The 22,084-nt window shown below is 65.6% G+C and carries 19 protein-coding genes and 1 pseudogene; 16 read left to right on the forward strand and 4 right to left on the reverse strand.

The features are described 5' to 3' along the window. Positions 1-131: 131 nt before the first annotated feature. The 7 genes from NYE40_RS04795 to NYE40_RS04825 all read left to right on the forward strand — a co-directional run bounded on the left by NYE40_RS04795 (position 132) and on the right by NYE40_RS04825 (position 6,895). Positions 132-995, forward strand: a complete 864-nt coding sequence (locus tag NYE40_RS04795) for an AraC family transcriptional regulator (RefSeq protein WP_101808556.1) — start codon at positions 132-134, stop codon at positions 993-995. 153 nt (positions 996-1,148) lie between these two features. Further along, positions 1,149-1,769 (forward strand): TetR/AcrR family transcriptional regulator, encoded by a 621-nt coding sequence (locus tag NYE40_RS04800; protein ID WP_101808557.1) that lies wholly within the window; start codon positions 1,149-1,151, stop codon positions 1,767-1,769. Between the two features lie 216 nt (positions 1,770-1,985). Further along, positions 1,986-2,753, forward strand: coding sequence for an ABC transporter ATP-binding protein (locus NYE40_RS04805; RefSeq protein WP_101808558.1), 768 nt, complete (start codon positions 1,986-1,988; stop codon positions 2,751-2,753). A 29-nt stretch (positions 2,754-2,782) separates the two neighbouring features. Beyond that, on the forward strand, positions 2,783-3,844 hold the full coding sequence (locus NYE40_RS04810; protein WP_244912763.1) for an aliphatic sulfonate ABC transporter substrate-binding protein: 1,062 nt from the start codon (positions 2,783-2,785) through the stop codon (positions 3,842-3,844). 10 nt (positions 3,845-3,854) lie between these two features. Beyond that, positions 3,855-4,646, forward strand: a complete 792-nt coding sequence (locus tag NYE40_RS04815; RefSeq protein WP_244912764.1) for an ABC transporter permease — start codon at positions 3,855-3,857, stop codon at positions 4,644-4,646. Beyond that, positions 4,647-5,510: an ABC transporter permease gene (locus NYE40_RS04820; protein ID WP_028598118.1), complete on the forward strand. Its 864-nt coding sequence runs from the start codon at positions 4,647-4,649 to the stop codon at positions 5,508-5,510. Continuing rightward, positions 5,507-6,895 (forward strand): LLM class flavin-dependent oxidoreductase, encoded by a 1,389-nt coding sequence (locus NYE40_RS04825; protein ID WP_028598117.1) that lies wholly within the window; start codon positions 5,507-5,509, stop codon positions 6,893-6,895. Before NYE40_RS04820 ends, NYE40_RS04825 begins: the two co-directional genes overlap by 4 nt. Positions 6,896-6,916: 21 nt before the next feature. Here NYE40_RS04825 and NYE40_RS04830 read toward each other — a convergent pair whose 3' ends face one another. Further along, positions 6,917-7,777, reverse strand: coding sequence for an AraC family transcriptional regulator (locus tag NYE40_RS04830; protein ID WP_028598116.1), 861 nt, complete (start codon positions 7,775-7,777; stop codon positions 6,917-6,919). A 266-nt stretch (positions 7,778-8,043) separates the two neighbouring features. On the opposite strand from NYE40_RS04830, the gene NYE40_RS04835 reads away from it, so the two are divergent. The 4 genes from NYE40_RS04835 to NYE40_RS04850 are packed head-to-tail and all read left to right on the forward strand — an operon-like array spanning position 8,044 to position 12,223. Continuing rightward, positions 8,044-9,270, forward strand: coding sequence for an LLM class flavin-dependent oxidoreductase (locus NYE40_RS04835; RefSeq protein WP_052333067.1), 1,227 nt, complete (start codon positions 8,044-8,046; stop codon positions 9,268-9,270). A 34-nt stretch (positions 9,271-9,304) separates the two neighbouring features. Continuing rightward, positions 9,305-10,507: an extracellular solute-binding protein gene (locus tag NYE40_RS04840; RefSeq protein ID WP_052333070.1), complete on the forward strand. Its 1,203-nt coding sequence runs from the start codon at positions 9,305-9,307 to the stop codon at positions 10,505-10,507. Between the two features lies 1 nt (position 10,508). After that, positions 10,509-11,381: a sugar ABC transporter permease gene (locus tag NYE40_RS04845; protein ID WP_028598114.1), complete on the forward strand. Its 873-nt coding sequence runs from the start codon at positions 10,509-10,511 to the stop codon at positions 11,379-11,381. Between the two features lie 29 nt (positions 11,382-11,410). Then, a complete protein-coding gene (locus NYE40_RS04850) occupies positions 11,411-12,223 on the forward strand; it encodes a carbohydrate ABC transporter permease (RefSeq protein WP_339279409.1) in 813 nt (270 codons plus the stop codon). 440 nt (positions 12,224-12,663) lie between these two features. Here NYE40_RS04850 and NYE40_RS04855 read toward each other — a convergent pair whose 3' ends face one another. From NYE40_RS04855 to NYE40_RS04865, 3 genes and pseudogenes are all read right to left on the reverse strand, one after another. Continuing rightward, on the reverse strand, positions 12,664-13,842 hold the full coding sequence (locus NYE40_RS04855; RefSeq protein WP_339279411.1) for a glycine C-acetyltransferase: 1,179 nt from the start codon (positions 13,840-13,842) through the stop codon (positions 12,664-12,666). 51 nt (positions 13,843-13,893) lie between these two features. Beyond that, a pseudogene (tdh, locus tag NYE40_RS04860) lies at positions 13,894-14,935 on the reverse strand (L-threonine 3-dehydrogenase). 277 nt (positions 14,936-15,212) lie between these two features. Beyond that, the gene (locus NYE40_RS04865; RefSeq protein WP_028598110.1) at positions 15,213-15,770 is read right to left on the reverse strand and encodes an XRE family transcriptional regulator; all 558 of its coding nucleotides are present in this window, start codon (positions 15,768-15,770) and stop codon (positions 15,213-15,215) included. A 152-nt stretch (positions 15,771-15,922) separates the two neighbouring features. Here NYE40_RS04865 and NYE40_RS04870 point away from each other — a divergent pair, with 152 nt between their 5' ends. From NYE40_RS04870 to NYE40_RS04890, 5 genes are all read left to right on the forward strand, one after another. After that, entirely contained in the window at positions 15,923-16,138 is a 216-nt protein-coding gene (locus NYE40_RS04870; protein WP_339279413.1) for a LacI family DNA-binding transcriptional regulator, read from the forward strand. Further along, a complete protein-coding gene (locus NYE40_RS04875) occupies positions 16,138-17,064 on the forward strand; it encodes a substrate-binding domain-containing protein (RefSeq protein ID WP_339279415.1) in 927 nt (308 codons plus the stop codon). Before NYE40_RS04870 ends, NYE40_RS04875 begins: the two co-directional genes overlap by 1 nt. A gap of 1,410 nt (positions 17,065-18,474) precedes the next feature. Next, positions 18,475-19,416 (forward strand): ABC transporter permease subunit, encoded by a 942-nt coding sequence (locus NYE40_RS04880; protein WP_339280018.1) that lies wholly within the window; start codon positions 18,475-18,477, stop codon positions 19,414-19,416. A 13-nt stretch (positions 19,417-19,429) separates the two neighbouring features. Further along, positions 19,430-20,311: a carbohydrate ABC transporter permease gene (locus tag NYE40_RS04885; RefSeq protein ID WP_101808562.1), complete on the forward strand. Its 882-nt coding sequence runs from the start codon at positions 19,430-19,432 to the stop codon at positions 20,309-20,311. A 48-nt stretch (positions 20,312-20,359) separates the two neighbouring features. Further along, positions 20,360-22,033, forward strand: a complete 1,674-nt coding sequence (locus NYE40_RS04890; protein ID WP_028598107.1) for an extracellular solute-binding protein — start codon at positions 20,360-20,362, stop codon at positions 22,031-22,033. The last annotated feature ends 51 nt before the right edge of the window (positions 22,034-22,084 follow it).

Below are 22,084 nucleotides of genomic sequence, written 5' to 3' on the forward strand. Positions count from 1 at the left end.
GCTCGCACTCTCCCTTTCCTCTTTCCGTTGATGTTGATGAGGCAAGCGTACCGCAAGATTAAGCGTATTTCCTCTGCGATTATGCTAGAATTCAGAGAAAGGACGCAATTTTTGCGCTAGGAGGCGGCGGGATGAACGAAACCGAGGAGCTGAGGTACGTCTCGGAGGACGCGCGCGTCAGGCTCGAGTACAACCGGCGCGAGGGCTTTTATGCGATGGCGGAGGACCACATGCACCCGCAGCATGAGCTGTACTACCTGTTCCAAGGCGAGCGGAGCTACTTCATCGGCGACCGGGTATACCCGGTGCGGAGCGGCGATCTCGTCTTCGTGCCGGGCGGCGAGGTGCACAAGACGTTCGACGCCGGAGAGCCGGGCCACGAGCGGATCGTGATCTACTACGACGACGCCTGGTTCGAGGGACGGCCGGAGGAAGAGGCGGAGCTGCTGCGCTCGCCGTTCCGGGAAGGCAGGCGGGTGCTGGCCGCGTCCGGTCCGGAAGGAATGCGGCTCGAGCGGCTGCTCCATGAGCTGCTGCGCGAGCTGCAGGAGCGTCAGCCGGGGCTCGGGCTGGCGGCTCGGCGCCTCGCCGAGCAGGCGCTGCTGCTCGCGGCGCGGCTGACGCGCCGCGAGCAGAGCCGCCGCCAGCCGGAGCCGTCGGCGTCGCCGGCCGCCGAGCGGATGGCCGCGGTGGCGCGCTGCATTTCCGAGAGCTATGCCGAGCCGCTGACGCTGGGCGGGTTGAGCGAGCGCTTTTTCCTCAGCCCGAGCCATCTGAGCCGTTCGTTCAAGCGCCACATGGGCTTCGCCTTCACCGAGTACGTCGCGCTGACGCGGATCAAGGCGGCCCAGCGGCTGCTGCGCGAGACGGACGAGCGCATCACGGCGATCGCCGGGCAGGTCGGCTTCGACAGCTTTCCGCATTTCGAAAAAGTGTTCAAGTCGATCGTGCGCATGCCGCCGCGGGCGTACCGCGCTTCGTTCCGGCGGAGCTGAGAGGGGTCGGGCCCCGCGCGCATTCGCTTCCGGCAACCCGATTCTGCGTGTCCCGGCGCCTTGAACCATCCGCGGCTCCTCGACAAGCCCTGCTTCACCTGACGCTTCGATTGGGATATAATGGCGGTTGATTCAAGGGAGGAGCGAGCGAGCATGGCGAGAAACGCGGAAAAGGACCTGCAGCAGCGGGAGCAGCGCATGAACGACATCTTGGACGCGGCGATCGAGGTGATGGCGGTCAAGGGCGTCGGCTCGGCCTCGATGCAGCATATCGCCGGAGCGGCCGGCATCAGCATCGGCAACCTGTACCACTACTTCAAGTCCAAGGAAGAGATCTTCGCGGAGGCGCTGCGCCGGGGGCAGACCGGCTACGGCGAGTTCGTCCGCTCGGTCGCGGACGGTCCCGGCGACGCCCGCGCCAAGCTGCTGACGATCGCGGAGAACTGGCTGGCGCTCGGCAACAGCTGGGCGCATACGATCCTCATCCATACGGCCCGGCTGTCCGAGGCGTCGGAGGAGCTGCGCCGCGACGTGACCGGCCGCTTCACCGTCAACCTGCAGCCGGTCGCCGCGATCATCGCGCAGGGACAAGCCGAGGGCACGGCGCCGGAGGGCGATCCGCTGGAGCTGGCGTTCTACTTCACGAGCCTGATCCAGGGGCTGACGCTGCAGCGGATGCCGGGATCCGAGGTGCCGGTGCCGATGCGGGCGTCGAGCGTCGTCGATCTTTTTGCCGGCCGGCGCGAAGCGCTTGACAGGAGGAGAGACGCTTGATAGAATTCAGGCATACTAACCGAATTGATATTCGGTTTGTGGAATGCGAATCGACCGGACCGACCGGAGATGCCGCGGACCGCTGAGGAAGAGGGGCTGACTGTTCGAACAGAGCCCTCTTCTCGGCTGGCTGCGCATCTCCTTTTTTTATTCCTCAAAATCCCAGTTAGCGGGGAGGAATAATCATTATCGCTGTCATCGAAAGGATGGGGTAGCATGCTGGCGATCCAAGGACTGACCAAGATCTTTCCGGCTCCGGCCGGGGAGGTCGTCGCGCTGCGGGACATCCGGCTGGAGATCGGCCCAGGAAGGCTGGTCACGTTCATCGGTCCGAGCGGCTGCGGCAAGAGCACGCTGCTCAAGATCGCCGCCGGGCTGGACGCCTCCTACGAAGGCTCGATCACGCTGGACGGGCGGCCGATCGAGGGGCCGAGCGTGGAGAAGGGGGTCATTTTTCAGGAGCCGCGCCTGTTCCCGTGGTGGACGGTGGAGAAGAACATCGCCGCCAACGCCTCCCTGCGGGACGCGGCCGTGCGGCGCCGGGTCGGGGAGCTGATCGAGCTCGTCCGGCTGAAGGGCTTCGAAAAGGCCTATCCGTCGGAGCTGTCCGGCGGCATGGCGCAGCGCGTGGCGATCGCCCGGGCGCTGCTGCGGCGGCCCAAGGTGCTGCTGCTCGACGAGCCGTTCGGCGCGCTCGACGCGTTCACCCGGGCGCATATGCAGGAGGTGCTGCTGGACATCTGGCAGTCGGACCGCACGACGATGCTGTTCGTGACGCATGATCTCGACGAAGCGGTGTTTCTCGGCCAGCAGGTCGTCATCATGAACCCGCGTCCGGGCCACATCCGGCGCGTCGTGAGCGTCGATCTGCCCTACCCGCGCCAGCGGACGGGAGCGCCGTTCCAGGAGATCCGCGGCGTCGTGCTGCGGGAATTTGAAAAGGTCGAGGAGGCGCCGGTGCCGGATCCTGGCGCGGGCATTTGACGGACATGCACAAGAGGGGGAGACGAAAGATGGAACGGAAAAAAGGAAAGAAGGGCTGGATCGCCGCCATGCTGCTGCTCGGAGCGCTTGCGCTGTCGGCTTGCGGCGGAGGCGGAGCGGACGAGGGAGCGGCGCAGACCAATGCGGGGGCGGCCGGGGCCGCGTCCGCCGAGGGGCTGACGGTCAAGATCGGCGTGCAGGGCAAGGGCGGCCTGTTCGGCAAGGCGCAGGAGGAGAAATGGTTCGAGGACGCGTTCGGGGAGCTCGGCGCCAAGGTGGAGTGGATCGAATTCCAGAGCGGTCCGCCGATGGTCGAGGCGATGGCGTCGAGCCATCTCGACTTCGCGGGCATGGGCAACATGCCGCCGATCTCCGCGCAGGCGGCCGGCGTGAAGTTCAAGATCGTCTCGCAGGTGCTCGAGGGCCGCAACAACGTCGCCCTCATCGTGCCGCAGGACAGTCCGATCCAGTCGTTCGCCGACCTCAAGGGCAAGAAGGTGGCGGTGACGAAGGGCAGCAACGCCTACAACTTCCTGTACCGCCTGCTGGACGCCGAGGGCCTGTCCGAATCGGACCTGCAGGTCATCCAGCTGCAGCCGGACGAGACGCAGCCGGCATTCGAGGGCGGCAAGGTCGACGCCTGGGCGACCTGGGACCCGTACATCACGCTGAACGCGCTCTCCGGCAAAGGCCGGGTGATCGCCGACGGCGCGTCGAGCGGCATCCTGTCGCCGTCGTTCCAGCTCGTGCGGGCGGAGCTCGCCGAGCAGCATCCGGAGCTGGTCACGCTGTACCTCAAGGTGCTGCAGCAGGCGATCGAGTGGGAGAAGGCGCATCAGGAAGAGGCGTTCCAGCGGTACGCCGACGAGCGCGGCATTCCGCTTGCGCTCGTGCAGGGCATGCAGGAGCGCTCGGCGTTCATCAACGTCCCGGTGACGGACGAGGTGATCGCCGAGCAGCAGCAGACGGCCGACTTCCAGTTCGAGCTCGGCACGATCCGCAAGGGGATCGACGTCAAGGAAGTTTTCGACAACCGCTTCGTCGAGGAAGCGCTGAAGCAAGCCGAAGCCGAAGCAAGCGGCGGAAAGTGAGGTCATGACGATGCTGGAGCGATCCCGGACCAAGGCGGCTCTGCTGAATGCGCTGATCGGCCTGCTGCTGCCCTTGTCGATTTTGGCCGCTTGGCAGGCGGCCGCCTGGGGCGGCTGGCTGAACGAAGTGCTGCTGCCGCCTCCGTCGGCGATCGCGGAGGAATTCGCAGCGATGAGCCGCAGCGGCGAGCTGCCGCTGAACCTCGGCATTTCGGCCTGGCGGGCGCTGCTCGGCTTCGTGCTCGGAGGCGGGCTCGGACTTGCCGCCGGGCTGTGGGTCGGCTTTTCCTGGCGGGCCGAGCGGCTCGTCGATCCGACGCTGCAGATGCTGCGCATGCTGCCCCATCTGGCGGTCGCGCCGCTGTTCATCCTGTGGTTCGGCTTCGGCGAGGCGTCCAAAATCCTGCTGATCGCCAAAGGCGCGTTTTTCCCGCTGTACGTCAACGCGTTCCTCGGCGTGCGCTCGGTCGACCGGCAGCTGTTCGACGTCGCCCGCGTCCTGCAGTTCACGCGCAGCCAGACGCTGCGGCATCTCATCCTGCCGGCCGCGCTGCCGTCGATTCTGCTCGGCGTCCGGCTCTCGCTCGGCGTGAGCTGGCTCGGCCTCGTCGTGGCGGAGCTGATGGGCTCGAGCGACGGGCTCGGCTACATTTTGAACGACGCGCGCTCGTTCTCGCTGACGTCGGTCATCTTCGTCGGCATCCTCGTCTTCGCGGCGGCGGGCAAGCTCACCGACTCCATCGTCAAGCTGCTGGAGCGCCGCCTGCTGCGCTGGCAGACGACGCTCAAGGGGGTGGAGTAGATGGCGGCTGATCCGCAAGCGGCGAAGGCGCAGGCACGCGCCGTCACGGCGCCGCGCGCCGAGGCGGCGCGGCAGCGGGACTGGCTCGGGCTGCCCCGCTGGGCGCAGGGCTGGCTGCTGCCGCTCGCCGTCCTGCTCGTCTGGGAAGCGGCCGCGCGCGCCGGCCTCGTCTCGCCGGCGATGCTGCCCGCGCCGAGCGTCATCGCCGCCTCGGCGCTGCGGCTGCTCGCAAGCGGCGAGCTCGGCGAGCATGCGTGGGCGAGCTTCCGCCGGGCGGCGGCGGGCTTCCTGCTCGGCGGCGCGACCGGGCTGCTGCTCGGCCTGTTCACCGGGCTCGGCCGCTGGGCGCAGCGGCTGCTCGACCCGTCGCTGCAGATGCTGCGGACAGTGCCGCTGCTCGCGGTCATTCCGCTGTTCATCCTCTGGTTCGGCGTGGGCGAGTTTTCCAAAGGGCTGCTCATCGCGCTCGGCGCCTTTTTCCCGGTGTACTTCCACACCTATCTGGGCGTCCGCAGCGCGGAGGCCAAGCTGTACGAGGTGACGCGCGTGCTGCAGTTCACCCGCCTGCAGCTGGTGAGAGGCCTCATCCTGCCGGCGGCGCTGCCGAACATCCTGCTCGGGGCGCGGCTGTCGGCCGGCGTCTCCTGGCTGATGCTGTCGGTGGCGGAGATGATGGGAGCGAGCGAGGGCATCGGCTACATGATCCAGGACGCGCGCGTGTACGCGCAGACGGATCTCGTGTTCGTCGGCATCGTGCTGTTCATGCTGGCGGGCAAGCTGACGGATGCCGGCGTCAGGCGGCTGGAGCTGCGCTGGCTCCGGTGGCGGCGGCCGTTCCAGGACGGAAAGGAGAAGGGACTATGAGCGACAAGAGGCGAGAGGGAGAGCAGCTCCATCTGGGGGCGTTCCTTTATTTCACGGGGCATCATCATGCCGGCTGGAGGCATCCGGACTCCGGCGTGGAGGCGATGTTCGACATCGCGAATTACGTGCGGATGGCGCGGACGGCGGAGCGGGGCAAGTTCGACATGATCTTTTTCGCCGACCTGCTGCATCTGATCTACCCGACCCATGCCGCCGCCGGCATGATGGACCCGATCGCGCTGCTGTCGGCGATCTCGACGGCGACCGAGCGGATCGGACTGACGGCGACGATGAGCACGACGTACAACGAGCCGTACAACGCCGCCCGCAAGTTCGCGACGCTCGACCATATCAGCGGCGGGCGCGCCGGCTGGAACATCGTCACGTCGCAGACGGATGCCGAGGCGCGCAACTTCGGCCGCGACCGGCATCCCGAGCACGGCGTGCGCTACCGGATGGCGGAGGAGTTCGTCGAGGTCGTCGCCAGCCTGTGGGACAGCTGGGACGACGGCGGGCTCGTCATGGACCGGCAGTCCGGCATTTTCGCCGACGCCGCCAAGCTCCGGCCCGTCGACTACGACGGCAGCTGGTATTCGGCGCATGGCACGCTCAACGTGCCCCGTCCGCCGCAGGGCTATCCGGTGCTCATCCAGGCGGGCTCGTCCGAGCCGGGCCAGGCGTTCGCCGCCCGCGTCGCGGAGGTGATCTTCACCGCGCAGCCGCATGTCGAGGCGGCCCGGTCGTTTTACGCGGTGATGAAAGGCAAGCTGGCCGAGGCCGGCCGGAGGCCGGGCAGCCTGCACATCATGCCCGGGCTGTCGCCGATCCTCGGCTCGACCGAGGAGGAGGCGCGCCGCCGCGAGCGGGAGCTGCTCGACCTGATCCGGCCGGAGGAGGCGAGCGGCTTCCTCTCCGGCATGCTCCAGTTCGACCTGTCCGGCTATCCGCCGGACGGGCCGCTGCCCGACATCCCCGATCCGGTGGAGGCGTCCAACGGAATGAAGAGCCGCGTGCAGCTCATCATGGACCTGGCCCGCAAGGACGGGCTCAGCATCCTGGAGCTCGGGCGGCGGCTGCTCGGCGCGCGCGGCCATCTGCAGTTCGTCGGCACGCCGGAGAAGCTCGCCGACCTCATCGAGGACTGGTTCCGCTCGAGCGCCTGCGACGGCTTCAACATCATGCCGCCGGTGCTGCCCGGCGATCTCGACACGTTCGTCGACGAGGTCGTGCCGATCCTGCAGCGGCGCGGCCTGTTCCGCCGCGAGTACGAGAGCCGCACGCTGCGCGGCCATCTCGGCCTGGAGCGCCCGGCCGCGGGCGCGCTGGGCGCGCGGCCGGCGGGCCGGCCCGCCGCGGCGCAGGCATCGGGGCTTCTTGCTGAATGACGGGCAGCGCGGCCCCGGCCTTCAGTCCGGGCCCGCCGCTTTGCTGCGGCACTCGCTGGGCGACCGGCCTTTATGCTTCTTGAACGCCTTGGAGAACGAGAATAGGTCGGGGTATCCGACCGAGTAGGCGATTTCCGACAACGTGAGCGAGGTGTGTCCGAGCAGCCGCTCGGCCTCCGCCAGCTTGAGCCCCTGGATGTAGCGGATCGGCGTGACGCCGTAGGCTTCGCGGAACCGCTTGGAGAAGTGGGTCCGGTCGATGCCGACATGGTCGGCCGCCCCGGATACGGTGATGCCGCCCGCATAGTGGAGGTCGATGTAATCGCGGGCCTGCCGCAGCCACCCTTCCTCGGCGGGCCGGCGGCCCGCGCCGGGCGAGGCCTCGGCCAGCAGCGCCATCGCTTCATGGAAGCGCGCCAGCCGCGCGAGGTCCGACGGCTCCCCGTCGGCCTCCTCCAGGAAGCGGTCGAGGCAGCGCATAAGCTCTCCCGCCGAGAGCCCGCTCCGATGGGGGCGCTCCGGGGTCAGCCCGCCGCGCTCCAGCAGGGCTGCGGCCTCCGGTCCGTCGAAGGCCAGGATGAGCTGCTGCAGCCGGTTGTCCGGCGAGGCATAATACTCGTGGATCGTCTCGGGAAACAGCGCGAACAGGTCGCCCGGCCCGAGGCGATAGCGTCCGCCGCCCTGGAGGAATTCGCCTTCTCCTTCCGCGACGGCGATCAGATAGTGGAAGGGCGTCGTCCGCGGCCCGATGCGGTAGCCTTCCTTGGTCCGGTTGCGGCCGATCCGGATCGGCCAGGCCGGCGAGGCCAGCTCATAGCCGGATGGGGTGAAAAAGGCGATCTCCAGCTTTTCCTGATGGTCTTCCCGCTTCGTCACAGGCATGTCGCGCCTCTCCTTTCTTTCTCTTCGTCCCCGCTTTTTTCCATCTCTCCGCCAAGGAACGGCCCCGTGCCGTTCCTTTTTCCGTTGTTCCGAATGGATCCACCCGACAAATTGACAAGCCGGGAACCACGCAAAATGACATTCCGCGAAGGCTCCGCTCTTGCTATGATGAATCTCACAGTAATCCGACTATATAGGTTGGTTATATTCCAGTCAACTGGCGGCTGATGATGGATTCAATTTACAGCAGAAAGAAGGATGCAGGCATGGCAAACGCGGCGAATGAAACGGTAGAGTTCGGCTGGTTCCTCCCGACGGCGGGCGACGGACGTTATGTCGGCGTCGCTCCGGAAAGGGAGCCTTCCCTTGACTATCTGATCGATGTGGCCAAGGCGGCCGAGGCGGCGGGCTTCGGCTTCGCACTCATCCCGACCGGCGGCGCCTGCCTCGACGCCTGGGTCGTCGGATCGGCGGTCATGAGCCATACCCGGAGCCTGCGCCCCCTGGTCGCCGTGCGGCCGGGGCTCGTCGCTCCCGTCCTGGCCGCCCGCATGGGCGCCGCGCTCGACGTGCTCTCCGGGGGAAGGGCGATGATCAACGTCGTCACCGGCAGCTCCGTCGCCGACCTGGAGGAGCTGGGCGATCCGCTCGCCCATGCCCATGACGAGCGCTACGAGCGCGCCGGCGAATACCTCGAGGTGATGCGCCAGGCATGGACGGGCGCGGAAGGCCTGACGCCCTCGGAGTTCGGCGGCGCGCAAGGAACAGGCGGGGAGATCCAGCCGTTCCAGGGCAAGTACTACCAGTTCTCGCGGCCGGTCAGCTCGCCGCGCACGGTGCAGCGGCCGCATCCTCCGTTCTATCTGGGCGGCAGCTCGCGGGCGGCCAAGGAAACGGCCATCCGCCACGCCGAGACGTTCCTCATGTGGGGGGAGCCCCACGACTGGATCCGCGAGCAGATCGAGGACGTGGAGCGGATTCGCGCCGAGCTGGAGCAGTCGGAGGGCTTGAAGCGTCCGCTGCGGTACGGCCTGCGGGCGCAGGTGCTCGTCCGCGATACGGAGGAGGAGGCTTGGGCCGCGGCGTGGGAGATCATCAGCAAGGTATCCCCCGAGGCGCGCGAGCAGGCGCAGCGGAGCTTCGCTGCCACGGACGCCACGAACCAGCGCCGCCAGAACGAGCTGCGGGAGCAGTCGGAGGCGAGCCGCTATGTGGCCGGGCCGAATCTGTGGACGGGGCTGTCGACTGTCCGCTCCGGCGGAGCGATCCTCATCGTCGGCACGGCGGAGCAGGTCAGCGACCGGCTGATCGAGTACGCCGAGCTCGGCGTCACGTCCTTCATCCTTTCCGGCTATCCCCATCTGGAGGAGGCCGAGCGGTTCGGCCGCGAGGCGATGCCGAAGTTTCACGAGAAATGGAGAGCTCTGCAAGTGAAATCATCCCGGCAGCAGGAGCTGCCATCAGGAGGTATGGCCCGTGTTCAACGTACGTAATGCGCTTCTGGCAGGCACCATCGCTTTGGGAGCGATGCTCAGCGCCTGCGGTTCTTCGGGCGGCGACAGCTCGTCAGGCGGAAAGGAGGTCAAGATCAGCTTCCTTCACTGGCGCGGGGAAGACGTCGAGGCGCTGAACAAGATCATCGAGAAATTCCAGCAGCAGAATCCCGGCATCAAAGTCGACATGCAGACGCTCCCGTCCGACCAGTACCAGACGGCGGCGGCGGCCAAGCTGACGGATGGCTCGGCCGGCGACGTGTTCGCCTCGTTCCCGGGCGCGCAGTTCGAGGCGCTGTCCAAGGCCGGACAGTTTGCGGACCTGACCGGCGCCGACTTTCTGGGCCGCTTCAACGCCGACCTGATCCAGCCGGGCGTCAAGGACGGCAAGCAGCTGGCGGTGCCGTACCAGCTCGTCTACAACGATCCGATCTACAACGTCAAGCTGTTCGACAAGTACGGCCTGACTCCGCCCAAGGACTGGGAAGGCTTCCTCGCCCTCTGCGAGACGCTCAAGCAGAACGGCGTCATCCCGATCGCGTTCGCCGGCGCGGACATCGGCCCGGGCCAGTTCATGAACACGATGGTGATGAACAACGAGCCGAGCGAGGATATCTTCGAGAAGGTCGAGGCCGGAGAAGCGAAGCTCACCGACGAGTGGTGGGTCAAGACGCTCTCGCAGATCAAGGAGCTGAACGACAAGGGCTACTTCCAGCCGGACGCGCTCGGCACGAAGGACGCGGCCGCAGGCGCGCTGTTCATCCAGGAGAAGGCGGCCATGCTGGCGAGCGGCTCCTACCAGCTCGCGCAGAACGCCAAGCAGAACCCCGGCCTGGAGCAGAAGCTGCTCGCTCCGATCACGGTGGCGGCGGGCGAGGCCAAGTACGAGGGCGTGCACACGAGCACCTTCCTGCTCGGCGTGAACAGCCGCTCCAAGCATCCGGACGAGGCGCGCAAGTTCCTCGACTTCCTCAGCGGCAAGGAGATCGCCTCGGAATACGCCAACGCCACCGGCCAGAACGTGACCGTCAAGGACGTGGAGTACTCGACGCCGGAGCTGAAGGTCGCGACCGAGTGGAGCACGCGCAAGACGCTGTTCCAGCCGCGCTTCACGATCAAGAACGCCGACAACCAGAAGGCGGTCACCGGCTCCATTCAGGCGGTGCTCGGCGGCTCCTCGCCGGAGGAAGCGGCATCCGAAGCCCAGGCTGCGGTTGACCAGAACCTGGTGAAATAGGATGGCGAGAAAAAGGACGCTGCTGCTGTTCCTGCTTCCCGGAGTGCTTCTGTACGGCTTCTTGTTCCTCTACCCGACGGCAGCGGGCCTGTTTTATTCCTTTACGGACTGGGACGGCCTCTCGCCGTCCTTCCGTTTTGTCGGCTTGGACAACTACGCGACGAGCCTGGAGAGCCTCGTGTTCCAAAAAGCCGTCTTCAACAACGTCAAGTTCATGCTGGCCGTCGTCATCGCCCAGTCGGCCCTATCGCTCGGCCTGGCGCTCCTGCTCGCCCGGAACTCCCGCTCGAGCACGGCGCTGCGGGCGCTGTACTTCTTTCCGGCGATCCTCTCCTCCGTCTCGGTCGGGCTCATCTGGTCGTTCGTCTACGATCCCGGCATCGGCATGCTGAACGCCTCGCTCCGCGCCGCGGGCCTGGAGAGCTGGACGCGCAACTGGATCGGCAGCAAGGACATCGCCATCTACTCGATCGCGTTCGTCCAGGTGTGGGCTCACGCCGGGCAGATGATGATCGTGTTCATCGCGGGGCTGCAGTCGATTCCCGCCGAGCTGTACGAGTCGGCGCGCATCGAGGGAGGGAACCGGCTGCAGATTTTCCGCCGCATCACCTGGCCGCTGCTGGCGCCGTCGGCGACGATCGTCGTCGCCTACACGACGATCCAGTCGTTCAAGGCGTTCGACCTCATCTTCGTCATGACGGACGGCGGGCCGAACCATGCGACGGAGATCCTGTCCACCTACATCTACCACACCGCGTTCGCAAGCTACCGGTTCGGCCTGGCCTCCGCCGGCTCCATGCTGTTCCTGGCCGTGCTCGGCCTGCTGACCTACGCGCAGTTCAAGGCGCTGCGGGCCGACCGCGCCAGCTATTGACCGATGATTCCCGAAAGGAGGGGGCGACCGTGGGCCGATGGATTCGGCGCGCCTGCCTGGCGCTCTATGCGGCCGTCGTGGCCGCGCCCTTGTATTTCCTGCTCGTCTCCACGCTGAAGGAGCCGTCCGCCTTCTTCACCAAGCCGCTGAGCTGGCCGAAGCCGATGACTTTGGCCAACATCCGGGGGCTGTTCGAAAGCCAGCCGATGTGGGCCTACTTCCTCAACAGCGTGACGGTCACGCTCGGCACCGTGCTGCTGACGCTGCTGCTCGGCAGCCTCATCGCCTACGCTTCCGTCCGCTGGGGCGGCCGCGCGGGCAAGTGGATCGCCGGCCTGTTCACCCTCGGGCTCATCGTGCCGTCCCAGGTGAATATGCTGCCGCTGTACTCGCTCGTCCGCAGCCTCGGCTGGTCCGACCGCCTCTGGGGCCTCGTCCTCGTGTCGGCCGCGCTGCTGCTGCCGATCACGGTCTTCATGCTGAGCAGCTTCATGCAGGGGCTGCACCGCGAGCTGCTCGAGGCGGGCAGCATCGATGGCTGCGGAGAATGGCGGCTGTACGCCAGCATCGCCATGCCGCTGTCCAAGCCTGCGGTCGCATCGGTCACGGCCTTCCTGTTCGTCATGTCCTGGAACGACCTGCTGATGCCGATGCTGCTGCTCGGGAGCCGCGACAACCTGACGCTGCCGCTCGCGCTCATGCAGTTCCGCGGGGAGTACGTGACCAACTATACGATGCTGCTGGCAGGCGTGGCGCTCGCCTCGCTGCCGATGGTCGTCCTGTTCGTCTTCCTGCAGCGGTTCTTCGTCGCCGGCATGACGGCCGGAGCGGTGAAGGGGTAGCGGAGATCCGCCATTGCGGGGCCAGCGCCGCCGCCCCGATGAACGCCGACCTGGAACAGCATCAGCCGGCTCCGCATCCGCGGGCCGGCTTTTTTGTGAGTTCACAGGTTATACACAGAGTTATCCCCGCTTTGAACAGCCTAAGAGGAGGGATTTTAATGAATTTGAAAAACTTGCTCACTTACCCACAGGTTTACTTATCCACATAATCAAGGCGACCAGGACGGCAATACAGGAAAGCTCCTATGAGGCTCGCTCCTGATCCTGCTCCAAGATAGAGCGCGCCTTGGAAGAATCCCATCCCTGCTCCGATCTGGTCTTGTGGAAGAATGCCTGCAGCCGCGGCAATGGTCGATGAGCGCCTTGTACTTCGCCTGCGGATGGAACGTGGACGGTGGCTTGGATGCGAAAAGTGCAGCCGTCACGTCGAATCGGCCCTGCTAGCCGATCAGCCCGAACTCCCGTCCGGCCTGCAGCAGCGCGTCGCGCGCGAAGGCGAGGTCGTCGTCGCTGTGCATCGCGGTGACGATGAAGCGGACGCGGCCCTTGCCCTCGGCGACCGTCGGGTAGACGATGCCGGGCGCGAACACGCCGAGCTCCAGCAGCCGCGCCGAGAAGCGCATCGTCTGCGCCGAGTCGCCGATGACGATCGGCAGGATCGGCGTCTCGCTGACGCCGGTGTCGAAGCCGTCCGCCTGCAGCTGCCCGCGGAACGACGCGGCGGAGGCGTGCAGGCGCTCGCCCAGCTCGGGGCTGTCCTGCAGCACGCGGATCGCTTCCAGGCAGGCGGCCGCTACGGCCGGCGTCTGCGACGTGCTGAACAGGAACGGCCGCGCCTTGTGGATGAGATACTCCTTGAGCTCCCGGCTGCCGGCGGCATAGCCGCCGACGACGCCGACCGCCTTGGACAGCGTGCCGATCTGGATGTGCACCCGGCCGTGGAGGCCGAAATGATCCGTCGAGCCTTTGCCGAACCGTCCCAGCACGCCGCTCGCATGCGCGTCGTCGACGCAGACGACCGCGTCGTAGCGCTCCGCCAGCTCCACGATCTGCGGCAGCGGCGCGATGTCGCCGTCCATGCTGAACACGCCGTCGGTCACGACGAAGCGCGTCCGGTAGCCGGACGATTCCCGCAGCGCCTGCTCCAGGCTGTCCATGTCCTTGTGCTTGTAGATGCGGCGCGCCGCCTTGGTCAGCCGGATGCCGTCGATGATGCTGGCGTGGTTGAGCTCGTCGCTGATGACGACGTCGCCTTCCTGCAGCAGCGTGCCGAACACGCCCTGGTTCGTCGTGAAGCCGGACTGGAACACGAGCGCGGCTTCCGTGCCCTTGAACCGCGCCAGCTCCAGCTCGAGCTGCTCATGGATGTCCAGCGTGCCGGAAATCGTGCGGACGGAGCCGGCGCCGACGCCGTACTTCTCCGTCGCCTCGATGGCCGCGCGCTTGAGCCGCGGGTGGTCCGTCAAGCCGAGATAGTTGTTGGACGCCATCTGCAGCACGCGCCTGCCGCCGATTTCCATCCACGCTCCCGAGCCGCTTTCCCAGACGGCGGGCAGCCGGTATTTCCCTTGCCGCTTCAGCTCCTCGAGCTCGCCCTTCAGAAAGTCCAATCCTGCCATCGCTTTCCTCTCCTTCCGCAGCCGGCGGGCTGCCCGTCATGAATGCTGGCGCTAATGCTTAAACACGATCTTGGCGCACTGTCCCGAGCCCATCAGCTCGAACGCTTCCTCGAAGCGGTCCAGCGTGAACGTATGGTCGACGAGCGGCTGCAGGTCGATCCGCTTCGAGTCGAGCAGCCCCTTGAGCTGATGCCACGTCCGGTACATCCGCCGCCCCGTGATGCCGTGCACCTCGAGTCCTTTGAAAATGACATGGCGACCCAGATCGATCGGCACCGCCTTGGGCGGGATGCCGAGCAGAGACGCGGCCGGCGGGAGCCATCGCCTCGAGCAGGCTGGAGATCGCGGCGCCGCTGCCGGACATCTCCAGGCCGACCTCGATGCCGGCTCCGTCCGTCAGGCGCCGCAGCTCCTCGGCCGTGTCGAGGCTGGGCGACGGCTTCAGGCAGGCGTCCGCGCCGAGCTTCGCCGCCATGCCGAGCCGATAGTCATGCAGATCGACCGCGATGATGCGGCCGGCTCCGACCGCCTTGGCGACCTGGATCGCCATCAGGCCGATCGGCCCGCAGCCGACGACAACGACGGAGCGGCCGACGATGTCGCCGGACAGCACCGTATGCACCGCGTTGCCGAGCGGGTCCTGCAGGCAAGCGAGCTCATGCGGCAGCGACGGGTCGTTCGGGATAACGTTGACCGCCTTGGTGACGGCATAATCCGCGAAGCAGCCCGGCGCGCTGATGCCGAAGCTGCGGGTGTGCGGGCACACATGGGCGTTGCCCGAGCGGCACTGCTTGCAGACGCCGCAGACGATGTGGCCTTCGGCGGACACGGGGTCGCCGGGGGCGATGCCGCGCACGGAGCTGCCGACCTCGTCGACGATGCCGGCGAATTCATGGCCGAACACATTGGGCGTGACGACGTTCTGCTCCGCCCACTCGTCCCAGCGATAGATGTGCATGTCCGTTCCGCAGATGGAGCTGGCCTTCACGCGGATGCGGACCTCGTCCGGTCCGATCTGCGGAATCGGCAGCTCCCGGAGCACGGCTCCGGGCTTGCGTTCGGCCTTTACGAGGCCGGTCATCGTCGTTGGCATGGGGCATTCTCCTTTTTTGCGCGGCGGGATGGGGACGGGATGCCGCTTGAACGCTTTTCTCCGTTATGGCAGCGCTTGATAAAGTACATATGTTCACTATAAAGAACAACCGCGTATGTAATAGTATATTAGGCGGCGGTCTTTTGTAAACAACAAAAAAAGCCGGCGCAGGGCCGGCTTGGGTGGTGGAAGCGGGAATGCGACGCAGGTTCAGCGCCGGCTCGAGCCGGCGGGCCGGATCGAGCGATGGGGCGGGATCGAGCCGATGGGGTCCGCTTCAGAACGGATAGCGGATGATGCTCTGCAGCTCGGTGACTTCCTCGGCGGATTCGTTGTGGTAGGCATGAGGCTGGTCCGCGCTGAAACGGATGGCGTCGCCTGCGGCTGCCGCGTGCCACTCCTCGCCGATGCGCAGGCGCAGCGCGCCGCGCGTGACGACGACGTACTCCTCGACGCCCTCGTGATGGGGCTCGGACTCGTAGGCGCAGCCGGGCTGCATGACGACGCGGTAGATCTCGAAGCGGGACTCGTCATGGTACGGAAACAGCGGATAGCTCGCGTAGCGGCCGTCGTCGGCCGTAATCGGCACGACCGTCGAGGCGGGAACGAGCGTCACGCTCGAGCGGTCCTCTTCGATCAGGTCGGACACCGAGATGCGCAGGCCGCTGGCGATTTTCCACAGGATCGTGATCGTCGGGTTGGAGTCGGCGCGCTCGATCTGGGCGAGCATCGTCTTGCTGACGCCGGTCAGCTCGGACAGCTTGTCCAGGCTGTGGCCCCTGGACTTGCGGATTCTCTTGAGGTTGCGGGCGACGCGCAGCACCATCGTATCCATGAGACACCTCCGTGCGAAAGGAACATGATCTCTTATTCTAGCACGATGAAGCGTCAGCGCGCTATCGGCAGATTCGGGGGCGCTGTAACTCGGTTCGCCTCTTGTGCTAAGATGAGAGCAATTCAGGCGCGATGCCGGAGAGGAAGAAAGCATTGGCTAAGCTCAAAGACATCGCCGAGCGGCTCGGCGTATCGATATCGACCGTTTCCCGCGCGATCAGCGGAGACCGGACTCGTCCGGTCAGCGAGGAGACGAAGCGCCGGGTGCTGGATGCCGCGCGGGAGCTGGGCTATCCGCTGCAGGGGGACCGGCTCATGCGGCAGGAGCGGATCGCGTCCAGCTGGCCTGCATCCTGCCGGGCGGCCTGATGGGCCATCACCCTTATTTCACCGCCGTGCTGGAAGGCTTTCACCGCAAGCTGGAGGAGCTCGGCCAGCCGCCGGCGCTGATGCGGGCGAGCGAGGAGCTGCGGGAGCCGGGACGGCTGGCGTCCATGCTGGAGGAAAGCGGCACCCGCGGCGTGCTGGCGCTCAGCTGGTACGATTCGCGCCTGTACGGGCAGCTGGCGGCGGCGGGCGTGCCGATCGTCGGCGTCAGCCTCAACGACGAATCCATCTTCGGCGTCCCGATCGTCGATTGCGACCGGCTGGCGGCCGCTCGGCTGGCGGTCCGCCATTTGCAGGAGAGAGGGCATGCGCGGATCGGCTTCGTCGGAGGACCGGCGTTCGACCGCACTCTGGAGCGGGACGAGCGCTACATCGGCTACAAGTTCGCGATGCTGGAGGCGGATCGGCATCCCGATCCGCGCTGGATCGTCAATTCCGAGTGGATCATCGAAAAAAGCTACAGCGAGACGCTCGACATGCTGAGAAGGCTGGGGCCGGCCGAACGGCCGAGCGCCATCTTCTGCGCGAGCGATTCGCTGGCGATCCCCGCCATGCGGGCGGTCATCGACTCGGGACTGCGCATCCCGGAGGACATCGCCTTCGTCGGGATGGACAACATCGAGTTCGCCCAGTACACGTCGCCGCCGCTCACCTCGGTCCACGTGCCCCGGGAGGAGATCGGCGCCGCCGCCTGCACGTTCCTGCTGGACTACGCGCAGGGCGAGCACCATGGCGCGAGGAAGCTGCTGCTCCCCTGCGAGCTGATCGTTCGCGAGTCCTCCGGCGCGGCGCCGGGTGGCGCGGATGCGGAAGCGGCGGAGCAGTCGGTGGAGAATGGTGCGGAGAGAGCGGCGGAATCGTTGGCGGAGAGGGCGGTGGAGAAGGGCGCGGAGAAGGCGGTCGAGTAGGGCCTGGCGAAGCCGGTGAGTGGTCGACGGAGAGAGCGGCGGAGAAGCTGGAGGCGCGGCCATGACGGACTTATGGCCATTGGCGCAATCGAGGGAGAGGACTTATTGGCGCTGAAGGTGTCAGGACGGCCGCCATTCGGCTCGGACAATGCCTTCCACAAGCGCAAGCCCTGGTCGGGCTATGCACGGAAAAACCGCGTGTAGCCCGCGAGCCTGCGCTACGCACGAAAAAACCATGAGTAGGGCGCGCCGGCGCGCCGGATTACCGCCACCCAAGGCACTCTCGACTCCCTCGTCGCGACGGCGCGCCGGATTACTGCCACCCAAGGCACTCTCGACTCCCTCGTCGTGTCGATGTGCTGGATTACTGCCACCCAAGGCACTCTCGACTCCCTCGTCGCGACGGCGCGCCGGATTACTGCCACCCAAGGCACTCTCGACTCCCTCGTCGCGCCGGCGCGCCGGATTACTGCCACCCAAGGCACTCTCGACTCCCTCGTCGCGACGATGTGCCGGATTACTGCCACCCAAGGCACTCTCGACTCCCTCGTCGTGTCGATGTGCCGGATTACCGCCACCCAAGGCACTCTCGACTCCCTCGTCGCGACGATGTGCCGGATTACTGCCACCCAAGGCACTCTCGACTCCCTCGTCGCGACGATGTGCCAGGATTCAGCCAACCAAGAAGGCGGATCGCGCGCTACGATGGAAAAACCGAGCGAAGCGGACCGAACGGGCCGGGCAGGATGAAAAAACACAAAAAGACGAGGCCAGCCGCCCTGGCCTCGTCTTTTTGTGTTTTGCTCGCAAAGCGTCGGGCGAGAAATCGTCTGGTTTGATCTATATGGGCTCGAATCCAAATTATTTGGATGTGGGAAACCAAAAATTGATCTTGTCGACCGAAAAAAAATCTGATAATCTAAGCATCATATCTTTGGAAGCGCTATCTTTATCTTAAAATCGACAACGAAGTGGCGTTTGGCGGCATCCGATGCAACGAACAAGCTAAACTCTCATTCCAAATCCAATGAATAGTTGGAATTTTTGGTTGACGGTTTGGAGCGAAGCCTGCTACTATCGAGCTGTGTTAGAGAAGCTGACAATGGATTCGCTAAACTAACGTGCTAGGGGAGAACAGTCGTGGCCAACCTTCAGCAGCAAGCCGGCGCGATGCCTGCGTCGCCACTGGGCCCGCCGCCCGCCCCGTCCGCGCTGCCTGCCTCGCTCGCGACATCTGCGTCGCCGCCCGCGCCGCCTGCCGCGCTCGCGGCATCTGCGTCGCCGTCCGCGCTGCCTGCCGCGCTCGCGGCATCTGCGTCGCCGCCCGCGCCGCCGGCTGCGCTCGCGGCATCTGCGTCGCCGCCGCCCGCGCCGCCCGCAACCGGCGGGGCGTCCGCGCCTCAGCGGCTTATGCGGCTCCGCCGGCCGCTCGCCCGTGCCGGCGGCGGAGCGCCGCTCGGCCGCCGGATCGCCCGCAACTGGCAGCTGTACGTCATGATCGCGCCGGTCATCGCCTACTATCTCGTGTTCCATTACGCCCCGATGTATGGCATCCAGATCGCGTTCAAGGACTTCCGCATCAACAAGGGCATCTGGGACAGCCCGTGGGCCGGCTTCAAGCATTTCGAGCGCTTCTTCGACAGCTACTTCTTCGAGCGGCTGCTGACGAACACGCTCGAGCTCGGCGCCTATCTGCTGGCGGTCGGCTTTCCGATCCCGATCCTGCTCGCCCTCCTGCTGAACGAGGCCGGCTCGGAGAGGTTCAAGAAGTTCGTGCAGACGGTCACGTACGCGCCGCACTTCCTCTCGACGGTCGTCGTCGTCGGCATGCTCATGATCTTCCTCAACCCCCGCTACGGCCTCGTCAACACGATGCTCGTCTCGCTCGGAGGCGAATCCGTCAACTTCATGGCCGATCCCGCCTGGTTCAAGACGCTGTACGTGCTCTCCGACGTCTGGCAGACGATGGGCTGGAGCTCGATCATCTACCTGGCCGCGCTCGGCGGCATCGATCCCGCCCTGCACGAGGCGGCCCGCGTCGACGGGGCGAGCCGGCTGCGGCGCATCTGGCACATCAACCTGCCGGGCATCCGCCCGACGATCCTCATCCTGCTCATCCTGAACGTCGGCAGCATCATGTCGATCGGCTTCGAGAAGGTGCTGCTCATGCAGAACAACCTGAACCTCGCGAGCTCGGACATCATCGACACCTATGTGTACCGCAGCGGCATCCTGGACGCGAACTACAGCTTCTCGGCGGCGATCGGACTGTTCAGCGCCGTCATCAACTTCATCCTGCTCGTCACCGTCAATTCGATCGCCCGCCGCGCCGGCGGCAGCAGCCTGTGGTAAGGAGGGAACCGCCATGCCCGCTACCCGCGAGGACAGAGCGTTCGGCATCGTCGTCTACGCCGTGCTCGGCATCGTTTCGCTGATCGTCCTGTATCCCCTGTACTATGTGCTGATCGCTTCCTTCAGCGAGCCGCTCAAGATCATGAACGGCGAGATCTGGCTCTGGCCCAAAGGCTTCACCATCGACTCGTACGCGAAAATTCTGGACAACGATGCGATCCTGCGCGGCTTCCTGAACACGGTGCTCTACACCGTGGCCGGAACCGCCCTCAACCTGACGATGACGGTGCTCGCCGCCTATCCGCTGTCGCGCTCCGACTTCGTCGGCCGCAGCCTGTTCATGGGCCTGATGGTGTTCACGATGTTTTTCGGCGGCGGCCTCATCCCGTCGTACCTGCTCATCAAAAACCTCGGCCTGCTCGACACGTTCTGGGTCATGATCCTGCCGGGAGCGGTGTCGATCTGGAACATCATCATCATGCGCACCTACTTCCAGCAGTCGATTCCGCCGGAGATCCAGGAGGCGGCCGTCATCGACGGCTGCTCGAGCTTCGGCACGCTGCTGCGCGTCGTGCTGCCGTTGTCGATGCCGATCCTCGCCGTCACCGTGCTGTTCTATGCGGTCGGCCACTGGAACGCCTTTTTCAACGCGCTGCTCTATTTGTCGGACCGGCCGAAATTCCCGCTGCAGCTCATCCTGCGCGAGATTCTGATCCAAGGCCAGACCGACGACATGGTGCGGGCTTCGACCGAGTCGGCGATCAAGGCGAGGCAGGCGGTCGAGGGCATCAAGTACGCCGTGCTGATCGTCGCGAACATTCCGATGCTGCTGCTCTATCCGTTCCTGCAGCGGTATTTCGTCAAGGGGATTCTGGTCGGCGCCATCAAGGGCTGATCTTCCATATCGATCCATATCGAACGATCAATCGGGAGGGGTAGGAACATGGAGAGAAGCAAACGGAAGCGGACGAAGGGGATGCTGGCGCTGGCGCTCGCGGCGGCAATGCTGGCGGCATGCAGCAACGGCAACGGCGCAGGAAACGCAAGTGGAGGCAGCGGTGAAAACGGCGCAGGCGGAGACGGCGGGGCCAAGTCCGACGCTGCCGCTCCGGCCGGACTGAACGAGAGCGGCTTCCCGATTGTCGGCGAGAAGATCACGGTCAGCGGCTTCGCCGGCAAGTTCATGGCCAACGTCGACTGGAGCACGCTCAAGCTGTGGACCGACTATGAGGCGCGCACGAACATCCATGTGGAATGGGAGACGGTGCAGAAGGACGTGCTCAAGGAGAAGCGCAACCTGCTGCTCGCCGGCGGCAATTATCCGGAGCTGTTTTTCGCCTCGGCTTTTCCAAAGACGGATGTGGCCAAGTACGGCGACCAGGGCGTGTTCCTGCCGCTGAACGATCTGATCGACCGCTACGCCCCGAACTTCAAGGCGCTGATGGAAAAGTACCCGGTCATCAAGCAAGGCATCACGATGCCGGACGGCAACATCTACTCGCTGCCGACGGTGTACGACCCGGAATTCCGCTCCGTCTTTTTCAACACGCCGTGGATCAAGAAGGAGTGGCTCGACAAGCTCGGCGTCGCGGAGCCGGCGAACCTGGAGCAGTTCAAGGAAATGCTGAAGGCGATCAAGACCGGCGATCCGAACGGCAACGGCAAGCCCGACGAGATCGCTTGGGGCGGCGTCGGCACGCTCGGCCTCGTGAACTATCTGAAGGGCGCCTACGGCCTGAACAACCACGGCACGGCCAACCCGTACGTGGACGAGGATCCGGAGGCGGCCGGCAAGATCCGCTTCGTGCCCTCCTCCGAGCGCTACAAGGAGCTGCTGGAGTTCGTGCACGGCCTGTACAAGGACGGCTTGCTGGAGAAGGACATCGCTTCGGTCAAGGCGGAGGAGATCGACGCGAAAGGCGCGGAAGGGCTGCTCGGCGTCGTCGACAACGTCGACCCGGTGGCGATCTACAACCAGCAGGGCTACGTCGGCCTGCCCGTGCTGGAAGGGCCGCACGGCGAGCGGATGTACACGTACCTCGGCGCGCCGCTCGGCAACATCGGCATGTTCGCCTTGACGGACAAGGCGGAGCATCCCGAGGCGATGATCCGCTGGATGGACTATTTTTACGGGGACGAGGGCATCCGCAACTTCTTCATGGGCTGGAAGGACGAGACGTACGTGGAGAACGCGGACGGCAGCGTCGACTACACGGAGGACATCAAGAACAACAAGGACGGGCTCAGCCTCGACCAGGCGGTCAGCCAGTATCTGATCTGGCCGGGCGGCTACTATCCGGGCTTCGTCACGCACAAGTACTTCAAAGGCGCCGAAGGGCTGCCGACCTCGGTCGAGAACTCGAAAAAGGCCGACCCGTACACGCTGCAGGCGGATCAGGTCTGGCCGGGCTTCAACTTCGCCCAAGAGGAGCAGGAGGAGATGGGGACGCTCGGCACGGACATCCAGACGTACGTCGACGAGATGCGCGACAAGTTCATCCTGAATGGAACCGGCGAGTGGGACGCTTATGTCTCGACGCTGGAGAGCATGGGGCTGAAGCGGTACATCGAGATCTACCAGTCCGCCCTCGACCGCACGATCGGCTCGAACGGGTAGGCTTCGGACGCAGGCGGAGCCATCTATATTATAGAAGCAAGGAGAGACAAC

It is taken from the genome of Paenibacillus sp. FSL W8-1187 (assembly GCF_037965485.1).
In the GTDB taxonomy this organism is placed as follows: Bacteria; Bacillota; Bacilli; order Paenibacillales; family Paenibacillaceae; genus Paenibacillus_O; species Paenibacillus_O pasadenensis.

Coding starts and splice junctions, on each gene's coding strand:
- NYE40_RS04795 (WP_101808556.1), top strand. CDS start 132: ATGAACGAAACCGAGGAGCTGAGGTACGTCTCGGAGGACGCGCGCGTC.
- NYE40_RS04800 (WP_101808557.1), top strand. CDS start 1,149: ATGGCGAGAAACGCGGAAAAGGACCTGCAGCAGCGGGAGCAGCGCATG.
- NYE40_RS04805 (WP_101808558.1), top strand. CDS start 1,986: ATGCTGGCGATCCAAGGACTGACCAAGATCTTTCCGGCTCCGGCCGGG.
- NYE40_RS04810 (WP_244912763.1), top strand. CDS start 2,783: ATGGAACGGAAAAAAGGAAAGAAGGGCTGGATCGCCGCCATGCTGCTG.
- NYE40_RS04815 (WP_244912764.1), top strand. CDS start 3,855: ATGCTGGAGCGATCCCGGACCAAGGCGGCTCTGCTGAATGCGCTGATC.
- NYE40_RS04820 (WP_028598118.1), top strand. CDS start 4,647: ATGGCGGCTGATCCGCAAGCGGCGAAGGCGCAGGCACGCGCCGTCACG.
- NYE40_RS04825 (WP_028598117.1), top strand. CDS start 5,507: ATGAGCGACAAGAGGCGAGAGGGAGAGCAGCTCCATCTGGGGGCGTTC.
- NYE40_RS04830 (WP_028598116.1), bottom strand. CDS start 7,777: ATGCCTGTGACGAAGCGGGAAGACCATCAGGAAAAGCTGGAGATCGCC.
- NYE40_RS04835 (WP_052333067.1), top strand. CDS start 8,044: ATGGCAAACGCGGCGAATGAAACGGTAGAGTTCGGCTGGTTCCTCCCG.
- NYE40_RS04840 (WP_052333070.1), top strand. CDS start 9,305: ATGCTCAGCGCCTGCGGTTCTTCGGGCGGCGACAGCTCGTCAGGCGGA.
- NYE40_RS04845 (WP_028598114.1), top strand. CDS start 10,509: ATGGCGAGAAAAAGGACGCTGCTGCTGTTCCTGCTTCCCGGAGTGCTT.
- NYE40_RS04855 (WP_339279411.1), bottom strand. CDS start 13,842: ATGGCAGGATTGGACTTTCTGAAGGGCGAGCTCGAGGAGCTGAAGCGG.
- NYE40_RS04865 (WP_028598110.1), bottom strand. CDS start 15,770: ATGGATACGATGGTGCTGCGCGTCGCCCGCAACCTCAAGAGAATCCGC.
- NYE40_RS04875 (WP_339279415.1), top strand. CDS start 16,138: ATGGGCCATCACCCTTATTTCACCGCCGTGCTGGAAGGCTTTCACCGC.
- NYE40_RS04880 (WP_339280018.1), top strand. CDS start 18,475: ATGCGGCTCCGCCGGCCGCTCGCCCGTGCCGGCGGCGGAGCGCCGCTC.
- NYE40_RS04885 (WP_101808562.1), top strand. CDS start 19,430: ATGCCCGCTACCCGCGAGGACAGAGCGTTCGGCATCGTCGTCTACGCC.
- NYE40_RS04890 (WP_028598107.1), top strand. CDS start 20,360: ATGGAGAGAAGCAAACGGAAGCGGACGAAGGGGATGCTGGCGCTGGCG.